This is a genomic window from Streptomyces sp. NPDC002958 (assembly GCF_055563255.1).
Genome location: NZ_JBVHDS010000014.1, coordinates 84,651 through 97,558, shown reverse-complemented (window position 1 = coordinate 97,558; position 12,908 = coordinate 84,651). Strand labels below are relative to the sequence as shown.

General features: G+C 71.6%; 13 protein-coding genes. 2 read left to right on the top strand and 11 right to left on the bottom strand.

Translation table 11 applies throughout. From position 1 onward, the window contains the following. Positions 1–36 precede the first annotated feature (36 nt). From pheT to infC, 7 genes are all read right to left on the bottom strand, one after another. A complete protein-coding gene (gene pheT, locus ACZ3IC_RS23175) occupies positions 37–2,550 on the bottom strand; it encodes a phenylalanine--tRNA ligase subunit beta (protein ID WP_467418710.1) in 2,514 nt (837 codons plus the stop codon). Further along, positions 2,550–3,677 (bottom strand): phenylalanine--tRNA ligase subunit alpha, encoded by a 1,128-nt coding sequence (gene pheS, locus ACZ3IC_RS23170; protein WP_467418709.1) that lies wholly within the window; start codon positions 3,675–3,677, stop codon positions 2,550–2,552. The genes pheT and pheS overlap by 1 nt, the downstream gene beginning before the upstream one ends. Positions 3,678–3,821: 144 nt before the next feature. Next, the gene (locus ACZ3IC_RS23165) at positions 3,822–4,985 is read right to left on the bottom strand and encodes a sensor histidine kinase (RefSeq protein ID WP_467418707.1); all 1,164 of its coding nucleotides are present in this window, start codon (positions 4,983–4,985) and stop codon (positions 3,822–3,824) included. 441 nt (positions 4,986–5,426) lie between these two features. Then, entirely contained in the window at positions 5,427–6,260 is an 834-nt protein-coding gene (locus tag ACZ3IC_RS23160) for a TrmH family RNA methyltransferase (RefSeq protein ID WP_467418705.1), read from the bottom strand. 152 nt (positions 6,261–6,412) lie between these two features. Next, on the bottom strand, positions 6,413–6,796 hold the full coding sequence (rplT, locus tag ACZ3IC_RS23155; RefSeq protein WP_018103794.1) for a 50S ribosomal protein L20: 384 nt from the start codon (positions 6,794–6,796) through the stop codon (positions 6,413–6,415). A 109-nt stretch (positions 6,797–6,905) separates the two neighbouring features. Further along, positions 6,906–7,100, bottom strand: a complete 195-nt coding sequence (rpmI, locus tag ACZ3IC_RS23150; protein WP_114243588.1) for a 50S ribosomal protein L35 — start codon at positions 7,098–7,100, stop codon at positions 6,906–6,908. 121 nt (positions 7,101–7,221) lie between these two features. After that, entirely contained in the window at positions 7,222–7,920 is a 699-nt protein-coding gene (gene infC / locus ACZ3IC_RS23145) for a translation initiation factor IF-3 (protein WP_467418702.1), read from the bottom strand. Positions 7,921–8,265: 345 nt separating this feature from the next. Between infC and ACZ3IC_RS23140 the strand changes: the two genes are divergently transcribed. Further along, the gene (locus ACZ3IC_RS23140) at positions 8,266–8,628 is read left to right on the top strand and encodes a DUF1844 domain-containing protein (protein ID WP_467418700.1); all 363 of its coding nucleotides are present in this window, start codon (positions 8,266–8,268) and stop codon (positions 8,626–8,628) included. Positions 8,629–8,716: 88 nt separating this feature from the next. On the opposite strand, the gene ACZ3IC_RS23135 is transcribed toward ACZ3IC_RS23140, so the two are convergent. Next, positions 8,717–8,893 carry an aquaporin gene (locus tag ACZ3IC_RS23135; protein WP_467418791.1) on the bottom strand — a complete coding sequence of 59 codons (177 nt, stop codon included), beginning with the start codon at positions 8,891–8,893 and terminating at the stop codon, positions 8,717–8,719. A gap of 51 nt (positions 8,894–8,944) precedes the next feature. Beyond that, complete coding sequence (locus tag ACZ3IC_RS23130; protein ID WP_467418698.1) at positions 8,945–9,673, bottom strand: SseB family protein; 729 nt, start codon at positions 9,671–9,673, stop codon at positions 8,945–8,947. A gap of 132 nt (positions 9,674–9,805) precedes the next feature. On the opposite strand from ACZ3IC_RS23130, the gene ACZ3IC_RS23125 reads away from it, so the two are divergent. Next, positions 9,806–10,717 carry a serine hydrolase gene (locus ACZ3IC_RS23125; RefSeq protein WP_467418696.1) on the top strand — a complete coding sequence of 304 codons (912 nt, stop codon included), beginning with the start codon at positions 9,806–9,808 and terminating at the stop codon, positions 10,715–10,717. A gap of 29 nt (positions 10,718–10,746) precedes the next feature. Here ACZ3IC_RS23125 and mycP read toward each other — a convergent pair whose 3' ends face one another. Both mycP and ACZ3IC_RS23115 read right to left on the bottom strand, forming a co-directional pair. After that, positions 10,747–11,946: a type VII secretion-associated serine protease mycosin gene (gene mycP, locus ACZ3IC_RS23120; RefSeq protein ID WP_467418694.1), complete on the bottom strand. Its 1,200-nt coding sequence runs from the start codon at positions 11,944–11,946 to the stop codon at positions 10,747–10,749. Beyond that, positions 11,943–12,902, bottom strand: a complete 960-nt coding sequence (locus ACZ3IC_RS23115) for a hypothetical protein (protein ID WP_467418789.1) — start codon at positions 12,900–12,902, stop codon at positions 11,943–11,945. Before ACZ3IC_RS23115 ends, mycP begins: the two co-directional genes overlap by 4 nt. Positions 12,903–12,908: the final 6 nt, after the last annotated feature.

Sequence of the window (12,908 nt, the reverse complement as noted above, 5' to 3'; positions counted from 1 at the left end):
GGATACGCCCCTCCTTCACGCGGTGCCGCCGAGGCGCTACGCGCCCCGCAGCACCGCGCCCGTCCGCTCGGCCGCCAGGGCCACCGCCGCGTCGCGCGCGGCCGTGGCCTCGTCGACGGTCAGTGTGCGGTCCGCCGCGCGGAAGCGCAGCGCGTACGCCAGCGACTTGCGGCCCGCACCGATCTGATCACCGGTGAAGACGTCGAACAGCCGCAGCGATTCGAGGAGTTCACCCGCGCCCGCACGCAGCGCCTGCTCCACCTCGGCGGCGGGGACGCTCTCGGCGACGATCAGCGCGACGTCCTGGGTCGCCACCGGGAAGGCGGAGATCCGGGGTGCCTGGAGCGCACCGTCGACGGCCTGCTCCAGGACGTCGAGCTCGACCTCCATGGCGCAGGTGCGCTCCGGCAGGTGGAGCTCCTTGATGACGCGCGGGTGCAGCTCACCGGCGTGCCCGAAGAGGGTCTCCTCGCCGTCCACCGTGACGTACAGCGCGGCGCAGCGGCCCGGGTGCCACGGCGCGTGCTGGTCGCTGCGGACCGTCACGTCGACACCGGCCTCGCCGGCGATCGTACGGGCGGCCTCGATGGAGTCCGCCCAGTCGGCCGGGCGGCCCTTGCCCCACCAGCCGGCCTGCTCGCGGGCGCCCGCGAGGACGACGGCGGCGCGGCGCGGCTGACGCGGCAGCGCGGCGTTGAGCCCGGCGATCTCCTCGTCGGTCGGACGGCGGTCGACGGGCAGCCGTACGGCCTTCGTCTCGCTTCCGGTCGGCCGGAAGACCAGGCCGGTCTCGAAGAGCGCGAGGTCGTGGCTGCCGCGGCCGTCGTTGCGCCGCAGTGCGCCGAGCAGACCCGGCAGCAGCGTGGTGCGCAGCGCCGGCTCCTCGTCGGAGAGCGGGTTGACGAGCTCGACCGTACGGCGGCGGGCGTCGTCGGTGTCGAGGCCGAGCTGGTCGAGCACGGCGTCGCCGATGAACGGGTAGTTCAGCGCCTCGACATAGCCGGCTCCGGCGAGCGCCCGGCCGACCCTGCGGTGAAGCCGCTGGCCGTCGGTGAGCCCCCGGCCGGACGGCGGCGTCGGGAGGGTGGACGGGAGGTTCTCGTAACCTTCGAGGCGGATGACCTCTTCGGCGAGGTCGTTGGGCTCGCTGAGGTCGGGGCGCCAGGACGGCACGGTGACGAGCAGCTCGTCCTGCCCGTAGACGTCGCAGCCGACCTCCTGGAGGCGGCGTACGACGGTCTCGCGGCCGTAGTCGACACCGGCCACCCGGTCCGGGTGGTTCGCGGGCATCGCGATGGTGCGGGGCGCGGACGGGGTGCTGACCTCGGTGACCCCGGCCTCGGCGGTGCCGCCAGCGAGCAGCACCAGCAGGTCGACGGTGCGCTGTGCGGCGGCGGCAGCGGCCTGCGGGTCGGCGCCCCGCTCGAAGCGCTTGGACGCCTCCGAGGACAGCTTGTGGCGGCGCGCGGTCCGGGCGATCGAGATCGCGTCGAAGTGCGCGGCCTCGATGACGACCTCGGTGGTGGTGTGCACACCCTCCTGGACGTCAGCGATCTCGGTGTTGGCACCGCCCATGACGCCCGCGAGGCCGATCGGCCCGCGATTGTCGGTGATGACCAGGTCCTCGGCGTCCAGGACGCGGACCGTGCCGTCGAGGGTGGTGAGCTTCTCGCCCTGCTGGGCGCGGCGCACCCCGATCGGCCCGTCGATGCGGGTGCGGTCGTAGGCGTGCAGCGGCTGGCCGAGCTCCAGCATCACGTAGTTGGTGATGTCGACGGCGAGCGAGATCGGGCGCATCCCGGCCTTCTGCAGCCTGCGCTGCAGCCAGATCGGGGAACGTGCCTCGGACCGCAGGCCCACGACGGTGCGCGCGGTGAACCTGTCGCAGCCGATCGGGTCGGCGACCTTGACCGGGTAGCCGAACGCGTTCGGCGCGGGCACGTCGAGGAGGGCCGGGTCGCGCAGCGGCAGCCCGTACGCGATGGCGGTCTCGCGGGCGACGCCGCGCATGGACAGGCAGTAGCCGCGGTCCGGCGTGACGGCGATGTCGAGCACCTCGTCGACGAGCTGGAGCAGCTCGATCGCGTCGGTGCCGACCTCGTGCTCCGGCGGCAGCACGATGATGCCGTGTGTGCCGTCGTCGCCCATGCCGAGCTCGTCGGTGGAGCAGATCATGCCGTGCGAGGTCTTGCCGTACGTCTTGCGTGCGGCGATCGCGAAGTCGCCGGGCAGGACGGCGCCCGGGAGAACCACGACGACCTTGTCGCCGACGGAGAAGTTACGGGCTCCGCAGACGATCTCCTGCGGCTCACCGGTGCCGTTGGCGTCGCCGACGTCGACCGTGCAGAAGCGGATGGGCTTCTTGAAGCCCTCCAGCTCCTCGATGGTCAGTACCTGTCCGACGACCAGGGGGCCCTTGAGACCGGCGCCGATCTGCTCGACGGTCTCGACCTCGAGGCCGACGGCGACGAGCTTGGCCTGTACGTCACGGCCGGTCTCCGTCGCCGGCAGGTCGACGTATTCCCGCAGCCAGGAAAGCGGGACGCGCATCAGATCTCCATCCCGAACGGCCGGGTGAACCGGACGTCACCCTCGACCATGTCTCGCATGTCTTCGACGTTGTGGCGGAACATCAGCATCCGTTCGATGCCGAACCCGAAGGCGAATCCGCTGTACTTCTGGGGGTCGACACCGCAGGCGATGAGCACCCTGGGGTTGACCATGCCGCAGCCGCCGAGTTCGATCCAGCCCTCGCTGCCGCAGGTGCGGCAGGGGCGGTCCGGGTTGCCGACGGACGCGCCGCGGCAGACGTAGCAGACCATGTCCATCTCGGCGGACGGCTCGGTGAACGGGAAGAAGTTCGGCCGGAGCCGGGTCTTCATGTCCGGGCCGAAGAGCGCCTGGACCATGTGGTCGAGGGTGCCCTTGAGGTCGGCCATGGTGAGGCCCTCGTCGACGGCGAGCAGTTCGATCTGGTGGAAGACCGGGGTGTGCGTCGCGTCGAGCTCGTCGGTGCGGTAGACGCGGCCGGGGCAGACGACGTAGACGGGGGGCTCGCGGTCGAGCAGGGTGCGGGCCTGGACCGGCGAGGTGTGCGTCCGCAGCACGACACCGGACTCGTCGTTCTTGGCACCGTCGGCGCCCTGGACGAAGAAGGTGTCCTGCATCTGCCGGGCCGGGTGGTCGGGCACGAAGTTCAGGGCGTCGAAGTTGAACCACTCCGCCTCGACCTCGGGGCCCTCCGCGACCTCGTAGCCCATGGCCACGAAGACGTCCGCGACGCGCTCCATGATGGTCGTCAGCGGGTGGCGGGCGCCGGCCGGGACGCGGTCGTAGGGCAGCGTGACATCCACCGCCTCCTCGACCAGCACGCGGGCGTCCCGCTCGGCCTCCAGCTCCGCCTGACGGGCGGCGAGGGCCTTGCTCACGGCTCCGCGGGCCTGGCCCACGCGCTTGCCCGCCTCGGCCTTGGCCTGCGGCGGCAGTGCGCCGATCTCCCGGTTGGCGAGCGACAGGGGCGAGGTACTACCGGTGTGCGCGGTCTTCGCCTGGGCGAGCGCGTCGAGGTCACCGGCGGCGCCGAAGGCGGCGAACGCCTCGTCCCGCATGCGCTCGATCTCTTCCGGTTTCAGTGCCTCGACCTCGACTGGGTCGTACGACTTGTTCGGTGCCGACATCTCTTCCCGTGCTTCCGATTGGCTGATGCTGCGTGTACCCGGGATGTCCCGGACTCCCGTGGCCTCTCTCGACGACTGGAGGACGCAAAGGTGCCAAAGGTCGATTCTAAGGGTCACAGGATGTGTGGGGGGCCCGTGGGCTGCTCAGACCAGGTAGGCCGGCGCGCTCACGGGCAGGATAAACCGGAATTCCGCGCCGCCGCCGGGGCCGCGGCCGACCGTGATCGTGCCGCCGTGCGCCTCGACGATGCCCTTGACGATGTAGAGGCCCAGGCCCGTACCGCCGCGCTTGCTCCCCCGCCAGAAGCGGGTGAAGACACGGCCCATCGACTCCTCGGGAATGCCGGGGCCCTCGTCGCTCACGGTGACGGCTGTTCCCTTCTCGTCGCTTTTCGCGGGTGCGGGTGCGACTTCAATGGTGACGGTTCCCTCACCGTGGCGCACCGCGTTTTCCAGCAGGTTGCCGAGCACCTGGTCGACCTTGTCGGGGTCGGCCCAGACCGCGGGCAGCGGCTGGCAGGTGCGTACGAGGAAGCGGTCGGGGGCCTGGCCGTTCGCGGTGAGGGCCTGGACGTGGCGCTCGACAGCGGCGGAGAGGTCCACGGGCTGGCGGCGCAGCTCCAGCCGGCCGGAGTCGATCCGGGAGATGTCCAGCAGTTCGGCGATGAGCCGGGTGACGCGGCCCGCGTCGGCGTCGACGGTCTCCAGCATCAGGCGCTTCTGGTCGTCGGTGAACCGTTCCCACTTGGCGAGGAGGGTCGCGGTGAAGCCCTTGACGGAGGTCAGCGGGGAGCGCAGCTCATGGGCGACCGTCGCGATCAGCTCGGCATGGCTGCGTTCGGTGCGGCGGCGGGCCTCGGTGCCGCGCAGTGAGATCACCAGACGGCGTACGGGACCGGTCGGATGCTCGCGTACATACCGTGCGGAGACCAGGACCTCGCGGCCGCCGGGCAGCAACAGATTGCGTTCGGGCTGGCCGACCCGGGTGGCGAGGCCGCCGTACGGATCGGTCAGGGCCCACCAGCGGCGGCCCTTGAGATCCTCCAGCGGCAATGTGAGCTCCAGGGGGCGGCCGAGAGCGGCGGCTTGGGGTACGGCGGTGATCCGGGCCGCCGCGGAGTTGAAGCAGATGACCCGGCCGGTCTCGTCTGCGATGACCAGGCCGTCGGGGAGGTCGTCGGGATCGACGGTCGCTTCGACGGGTCCGAGGTCCCGGCCGTCGGCCGGTTCGCCTGCCGTGCCGGGACCTTCACCAACGCGCACGACGGCCACGTGCGTCTCGCGCGGCCTGCTCATGCCGACAGCCATATCCCGTACCCCACCTCTCGAACCGGTGCAGTGGGCCCCCGAGTCCGTCACCCTACTAGTCGTCGGTGACGGAGCGACACCCTGCGGGGACGCACTGCCGCGGTCCGCCGCTCGGCGGGGTACGGGACATGGCGTCGGTCGGACGGCGGCCTCGACGCGATCCCCGGCCGGCCCGGCCGTCCACTCACGCCTCGTGAGCGATCCGCAGGCGAACGATCCAGCGGCCGTGCAGGCCGCGATCAGCACGAGGAGCAGGGCCGCGCCCCACGGGGCACCGTTCGCCGCGCCGGTCAGCGAGGCGGCGAGCTGACCGGCCGGAACGCCCGCCGCCCGACGACGCGGCGCCGGTCGCGGTGGCCCTGCGGACCAGGACCCCGGCCGCCGACTATCGGCGCGGGCGCCGGTCGCGGTGGCCCTGCGGACCGGGGCCCCGGCCGCGGACTATCGGCGCGGGCGCTGGGCCCGTGCGGAGGCGTACAGGCAGACGGCCGCCGCCGTCGCCAGGTTGAGGCTCTCCGCCTTGCCGTGGATCGGAACCCTCACGACGGCGTCGGCCAGCGCCCGGGTCTCCTCCGGCAGGCCCCAGGCCTCGTTGCCGAAGACCCAGGCGGTCGGCCCGCCCATGGTCCCGGCGTCGAGTTCGTCGTCGAGGTCGTCGTCGCCCGCGCCGTCGGCGGCGAGAATCCGTACGCCCACATCCCTCAGCCCCTGCACGGCCTGCTCGACCGGGACACCGACGGCGACCGGCAGGTGGAAGAGCGAGCCGACCGAGGCCCGGACGGACTTGGGGTTGTAGAGGTCCACGGAGGCATCGGTGAGCACTACGGCGTCGGCGCCCGCGGCGTCGGCGCAGCGCAGCACCGTACCGGCATTGCCTGGGTCGCGTACGTGGGCGAGGACGGCGACCAGTTTGGGCTTCGCGGCGAGAATGGAATCGAACGGCGAGTCGAGGAAGCGGCAGACGCCGATCAGACCCTGCGGGGTGACGGTCTGCGAAACATCGGCGAGCACATCGCCGTCCGCGAGGTGCACCCGGGCGCCCGCCGCGTGGGCGGCGTCGACGATGTCGGCGTACCGCTCGGCCGCCTCAACGGTGGCGAAGAGCTCCAGCAGCGTCGGCTCACCGTCGTTGCCGCGGTGCTCGGCGGCCTCACGCACGGCCTGCGGGCCCTCGGCGATGAACCTGCGCTCCTTGCCGCGGAAGTTGCGCTTGGCCAGCCGCCGGGCGGCGGCGACGCGGGGCGATCGCGGGGAGATCAGTTCGGGGGTGCCCATGGTCGGCGGCGAGCCTCTCTGCGTACGGAGGTGACGGAGGTGACGGACGTGACGGACGTGACGGACGTGCGGAACATGTCGTGCAACGCACCGGACCCGCAGACGACGAGCGCCTGCGGGTCCGGATCAGAAGACAGGAAGTGCGACCTGGATCAGGCGGCCTTCGGGGCGTTGACGTCGCTCGGGAGGGCCTTCTGGGCAACCTCGACGAGGGCGGCGAACGCGTTGGCGTCGTTGACCGCGAGCTCGGCCAGGATCTTGCGGTCCACCTCGATGTTGGCGGCCTTCAGACCCTGGATGAGGCGGTTGTACGTCATGCCGTTCTGGCGGGCAGCGGCGTTGATGCGCTGGATCCACAGCTGACGGAAGTCGCCCTTGCGCTTCTTGCGGTCGTTGTAGTTGTAGACGAGGGAGTGGGTGACCTGCTCCTTCGCCTTGCGGTACAGGCGGGAGCGCTGGCCGCGGTAGCCGCTGGCCTGCTCGAGGATTGCCCGGCGCTTCTTGTGAGCGTTTACTGCCCGCTTGACGCGTGCCACTTTTTAACTCCTTGTAGCGGGGCCGTGGTTGGACTCACACGGCCCGGAAACGAATTGGTCCCGGTCTGAGTCGAGGTCGCCGCCCACGGATTCACCGAGGGCTGCGGACTCACTTGCCGAGAAGCTTCTTGACCTTCTTGGCGTCAGCCGGGGCCAGCTCGACCGTGCCGGTCAGCGAGCGCGTCTTCTTGGACGACTTGTGCTCAAGAAGGTGGCGCTTGCCGGCGCGCTCACGGAGCACCTTGCCGGAGCCGGTGATCTTGAAGCGCTTGCTGGCACCGCTGTGCGTCTTGTTCTTCGGCATCGCGCCGTTCTCTCCTCGTCAGTGGCGCCCCTCACGGTGCGGGCACCGGACAGCAGGGGCGTCAGATCTTGGTGGGAATTCCGGGGAGACCCGGGGCCGCCTGGATGGCGGCCCCCTGAGGTCATGCCTCGGAAGGTGTCTCGGCCGTAGCCTCGGGCTGCGGTTCGGCAGCCCCGCCCGCGGCCTCGGCGTCGGGGGTGGAACCCTGACGCCCCGCCTTGCGGGCGGCCTGGGCCTCGCGGGCCTCGGCCATGGCTTCGGTCTTCTTCTTGTGCGGGCCCAGAACCATGATCATGTTCCGGCCGTCCTGCTTCGGGTTGGACTCGATGAAGCCGAGTTCCTCCACGTCCGAAGCGAGACGCTGGAGCAGACGGAAGCCCAGCTCGGGGCGGGACTGCTCACGACCACGGAACATGATCGTGATCTTGACCTTGTCGCCCTGCTTGAGGAACCGGACGACGTGACCCTTCTTGGTGTCATAGTCGTGCGGGTCGATCTTCGGCCGGAGCTTCATCTCCTTGATGACCGTGTGCGCCTGGTTCTTGCGCGCCTCACGGGCCTTCATGGCCGACTCGTACTTGAACTTCCCGTAGTCCATGAGCTTGCACACGGGCGGACGGGCGGTCGCCGCCACCTCGACCAGGTCGAGGTCGTACTCCTGTGCGAGTTCCAGGGCCTTGGCAAGCGGAACAATCCCGACCTGCTCGCCGCTGGGACCGACAAGTCGCACCTCGGGAACGCGAATCCGGTCGTTGATGCGGGGCTCGGCGCTGATGGATCCTCCTCGGTAGCACCACGCGGCCGCCTGGCGGACAGCCACGTAACGTCTGTTTCGTGAGACCAACCGCACAAGGGCCAAGAAAAACGCCCCGGACGGGACACAGGCGGGGCTCCTGAAACAACCGGAACACCGCCGCAGTCAACCGCGGGGCGCATCGGGCGGCTCCATCGTCCGTACGGAACGATGGGCGCCACCTGACCGGTGACCCGCTGTCCGAGAGGACAGCCAGGTGGGAGATCGGAGCCTCCACTTGTGGGCCGGGCACATAGCTGCCCAGCCGGTCGTTACACAAGGTTAGCAGCTCCCCCGGGCGTGCGCTAACCAGTCGGTCGCCCACCGCTGCCGCGGACAGGGCGGCACCGGAGGGGGCCTATCGTATGGCGCATGAGTGACGCGACCCCCACCACTGATTCCCCCGGCTTCGACGACATGGCCCGCGACATCGCGGAGGTGCCCGCGGTCGAGGTGATCGTGACGGTCGCGGTCAATCTCATGAGCGCCGCCGCCGTGAAGCTCGGGCTGACCGAGGACGGCGACGAGCACAAGGACCTCGATGAGGCCCGCAAGCTGGTGCACGCGCTGGCCGGCCTGCTGGATGCCGGCACCACCGAGATCAGTTCCTTCCACGCGGCTCCGCTGCGTGACGGTCTGAAGTCGCTGCAGCTCGCGTTCCGCGAGGCATCGCTCGTACCGGACGAGCCCGGCCAGGGCCCCGGCGAGAAGTACACCGGCCCCGTCTTCGGCTGAGAGCCTGTCCGCCCCCTTTCGTACACCTTCTTACGACCGTGAGTCCCCTGCCCGTCCCGGGCCGGGGACTCACGTCGTCGGAGCGGAGTCAGACGGTGCCGAGCCGCGCCCGAAACTGGACCGGGTGGGTCAACTGGTGCACGAGCGCCGCGATCACGCCGCCGACCGGCGGGGCCACCAGGAACAGCCACAGCCGGGCGAGCGCCTCGCCGCCCGCGAACAGTGCCGGGCCGAGGCTGCGCGGCGGGTCGACCGAGGTACCGATGCGCCATCGCGCGCGTCGGAGCGGTCGGGTGATCAGCGACCGGTCGGGGGATCAGCGCGTGAAAAGGGCCTCACCGGGCGTGGTCGCGTCGGCTGGGAGCAGCGCCAGGTCCAGGCCGCGCACCAGACGGGCGCGCAGGACGTCGTCGGCTGCCAGCAGTTCCGCGACCCGGCGGGCCGCGTCGGCGGGGTCCGCATCGGGTGCGAGGACGAGGGCGAGGGTGCCGTCGGCCCGGCCGGGGCCGAGGTGGGCGCGGAGCACCGCGGGCTCGGCGGCGACCGCGTTCCGTATCGCCGAGGTGACTGCGGGGTCGTCCAGCGGGTCGGCGCTTGTGCGGCCCTCGGCGAGGGCGAGCAGTGCGGAGCCGGTCAGCTCGAATGCGACCGGGCCGGCGAGATCGAGGACGACCGTGTCCGCCTTCTCGTGCGCGGCGGCCTGCAGCGCCTGGTGCAGGGGCACGGCGACGGGGCGGGCCTGCGGATCCCAACGGGCCAGCGAGGCGGTCGAGGTGAAGGCGGGCAGGGCCCGACGGTCCCCCGCTTGAAGGGTGGGGACGGCCATGTCACTGGTCTTCTCGCGGCGCAGTCCCTTCTCGTCCTCCTCCACCTCCCCCAGGACGGCGACGACAGGGACCAGGAGCCGGGCGCCCTTGAGAGCTTCGAGTACCGGGCCGATGGCCTTCCGGTCCTCGGCCCAGGCGGCGAGCGCCGCGGTCAGGGCAGGGGCGGCCGTGCCGTCGTCGTCGGAGTAACCGGGGTCCGGAATGTTCTTCAGCGCCACAGGGCGAGCGTAGTGCCTGGGGTTTCCCACCCTGGCAACTGGGGGTTTCTCACCCTGGCAACCGGGGGTTTCTTACCCTGACACCAGGTCGAACCCAGCCTGTTCTCAGGTGCCGTTCCTAACGTCCGGGGCATGTCCCGAAAGAGATTCCGCGGCTCTGCCCGGTCCGCCTCCGTGGCGGCCGTGCTTCTGCTGGCGGGTTCGGCCGCGGGTGGCATCTGTCTGGCCGGCCGGTCGTCGGATGACGTTCCCCGCGCCTCGGCGTCCGCATCGTCCGTACCGGCTGCCGGGAGCATTCCGGTCCCGGCAACGACGAGTGAGGAGCCGACGGTGGATCTCGACGCGGAGCTGGCCGCGGCGGTGGAGCCGCTGCTGACCGACATGGGTGACGCGGAGGTGTCCGTCGCGGTGCTGGACACCGGGAGCGGGGCGCGGGCGGTCTACGGGGACGGGGCGTACGACACCGCCAGCATCGTCAAGGTCGACATAATCGTGGCGCTGCTGCTCAGGGCCCAGGACGAGAAGCGCGCACTCACCGCCGGCGAGCGCGACTACGCGACCGCCATGATCGAGCGGAGCGACAATGCCTCCGCCACCGCCCTGCTGCGGGCGATCGGCGGGGCGCAAGGACTCGACGCGGCCAATGAACGCCTGGGCCTGACCGGGACAACGGCGGCGCACGCATGGGGGCTGACCCAGACCACGGCGGCGGATCAACTGGCTTTGCTGCAAGTGGTGTTCGGTACGGAGTCGGAGCTGAGCGAGAGTTCCCGTACGTATCTGCAGGGGCTGATGGAGCAGGTCGCGGCCGACCAGCAGTGGGGGGTGTCGGCGGCGGGCAGCAATTGGGCCCTGAAGAACGGCTGGCTGCCCCGGACGACGACCGCTCTGTGGGACATCAACAGCATCGGTCGGGTGAGTGCGGACGGCCGCACCTATCTGGTGGCGGTGCTCTCGGACGGGCAGCGGACGAAGGAGACGGGGATCGCTCTCGTGGAGTCGGTGGCGAAGGCGGCGGTGGGCGTGCTCGACGCCGCCCGGTGAGCGCGGCCCGAGCGTTGCCGGAGCTGCGTTCAGCGCCGTGCGGTGGCCGGCCTGTTGCCCCTGCCTCGCCACAGCACCACGGCCAGCGCCAGCAGGACCGCTCCGAGGCCGCCCGCGGCGGGGGCGAGCCGGCCTGCGGGGCTGCTGTCATGGTGCTCGGGGGCGGGACCGGAGCCGAAGTACCGCTTTCGGTATCCGGCCTCGGCGGAGTCGGCACGCAGGCCGACGGGACGGAGCTCGGCTCCGGCCTTGATCGCCGCGGCGGGGTCGACGATGCCGTAGCCGCGGGCGTCGTCTCGGCCGGACGCCGGGGCGCTGCGGGCCGTGTCGGTGAGCAGTTGCTTGATCTGGGCGGGCGTCAGTCCCGGGTGTGCGGCGCGGACGAGCGCGACCGCGCCCGAGACGAACGCGGAGGCGGCGGAGGTGCCCCACTCCACGTAGTACTGGTGGTCGGGGGCGGCGACGACGATGTCGACCCCGGGGGCGCTGACGGTGGCGTACCAGCGGCGGGTGGAGAACGCGGCATGGGTGCCGTACCGGTCGACGGCGGCGACCGCGATCACGCCGGGGTACGCGGCGGGGTACGAGATGTGGTCGCCCTTCTCGCCTCCGTTGCCCGAGGAGGCGACAACGACGGCCCCCTTCTTCAGCGCGTACTGGATGGCGGCGTCCTCGCCCGGATCGGGGTGCGCCGACTCGCTGTCGTCGCCGAGCGAGAGGTTGATGACGTCGGCGCCGTGGTCGGCGGCCCAGCGGATGCCGTCGGCGAGGGCCGTGCCGCGGGACTCGCGGGCCTTGGCACGGGCCGGGTCGGAGGCTTCGAGGATCACCCGGACCGGGAGGATCTTCGCCTCGGGCGCGATGCCCAGCACTCCGTCGCCGCGTCCGACGCCATGGCCGCGGCCTGCGATGATCCCGGCCATCGCGGTGCCGTGCCGGGCCCAGGAGCGGTCGCCGCGGCGGGCACCGAAGCCGATCATGTCCTTGCCTGGCAGCACCTGGCCGGCCAGGTCGGGGAGGCTGCCGTCGACCCCGGTGTCGACGACGGCGACGGTGATGCCTTTGCCCTTGGTGGTTTGCCAGGCCTGCTGGGTGTGGAGCGTTTGAAGGCCCCACTGCTGGTCGCGTATGGCATCGGCCCTGGCCGGTGCGGCGGGCAGGAGCGCGAACGCGGTGGCGGCGCTGACCGCACCCAGGGCACGGCGGTGGCGGCGGGTGCGGCGGCTCATTCCGGCTTCTCCGTGAGGTCGGTGACGGTCCGGCGCAGACCGTGCTCGATCCGGTCGGCGACCCCTCTGGCCTCGTGGCCGAGTCCGGCCTGGGCGGCGGCCGTGGTGGCGTTCGCGGCCACGGCCTCGTCGACGGGTTGCGGATCGGTGACCGTACGCCCGTCGGCGAACCCGGAGACCGCGAACACGACGACAGGGATCTCGGTCAGTACATGGACGGTCCAGCTGGCGCGCTGACGGTCGCCGAACCCGGCGGCGACCGTGCCCTTGGCGGGGAATGTACGGGGCATCAGGTCGGTGCGCCGGTCGAGGTGCTGTTCGGTGAAGCGGGTGCTCAGTGCTCTCATGGCCTCGGTGTCGCCCTCGGCGAAGATCAACCCGACCGTGGTGACGCTGCTGCTGGTGGCGTCGGTGTAGGTGGCGCGGAGCATGCGCTCGCATCCGACCGGGCCGAGTGTCCTGGCCAGCAGTGGGTCGAGGGCCGATGCGCAGCCGCTGTCAGGGGCGACGGCGACCCTGGTCCAGACCCGGTCGGCGCCGCCGGGCCCCGCTCCGTCGCCATTGAGCGTGCGGGGGAAGAGGGTGTCCACGGGGACGCTGTGCCACGCCGAGCGGCCCACGGTGTAGGCGCTGTGGGCGACGGGGTCGGCCGAGGAGTCGCTGGTGAGCCAGGCGCCGGTGGCCGCGCCGCCGATCAGTCCGAGCCCGAGGACGACGCAGGCGGCGGCGGTCGCGGTCCTGACGGGGTGGCGGGTACGGATGGGGAGCAGCCGGGTGGTGGTCTCCACGGGTGTCTCGGGGAACGGGCGGTGGTACGGGTGCGGCTGCGGAACGTGCACCTGCCCGGGCGGTGCGGGGAACGGGCGGTGGTACGGGCGCGGCTGCGGGTACGCGTGCGGGACGTGCACCTGCCCGGGCGGTGGCGGGGTCGCCCCTGGACGCGGGGTGAGGTCCACAGCGCC

What these genes read in the sequence shown, in the direction of transcription:
- pheT (WP_467418710.1), bottom strand. Translation starts at nt 2,550, where the DNA reads ATGCGCGTCCCGCTTTCCTGGCTGCGGGAATACGTCGACCTGCCGGCG.
- pheS (WP_467418709.1), bottom strand. Translation starts at nt 3,677, where the DNA reads ATGTCGGCACCGAACAAGTCGTACGACCCAGTCGAGGTCGAGGCACTG.
- ACZ3IC_RS23165 (WP_467418707.1), bottom strand. Translation starts at nt 4,985, where the DNA reads ATGGCTGTCGGCATGAGCAGGCCGCGCGAGACGCACGTGGCCGTCGTG.
- ACZ3IC_RS23160 (WP_467418705.1), bottom strand. Translation starts at nt 6,260, where the DNA reads ATGGGCACCCCCGAACTGATCTCCCCGCGATCGCCCCGCGTCGCCGCC.
- rpmI (WP_114243588.1), bottom strand. Translation starts at nt 7,100, where the DNA reads ATGCCGAAGAACAAGACGCACAGCGGTGCCAGCAAGCGCTTCAAGATC.
- ACZ3IC_RS23140 (WP_467418700.1), top strand. Translation starts at nt 8,266, where the DNA reads ATGAGTGACGCGACCCCCACCACTGATTCCCCCGGCTTCGACGACATG.
- ACZ3IC_RS23125 (WP_467418696.1), top strand. Translation starts at nt 9,806, where the DNA reads ATGTCCCGAAAGAGATTCCGCGGCTCTGCCCGGTCCGCCTCCGTGGCG.
- mycP (WP_467418694.1), bottom strand. Translation starts at nt 11,946, where the DNA reads ATGAGCCGCCGCACCCGCCGCCACCGCCGTGCCCTGGGTGCGGTCAGC.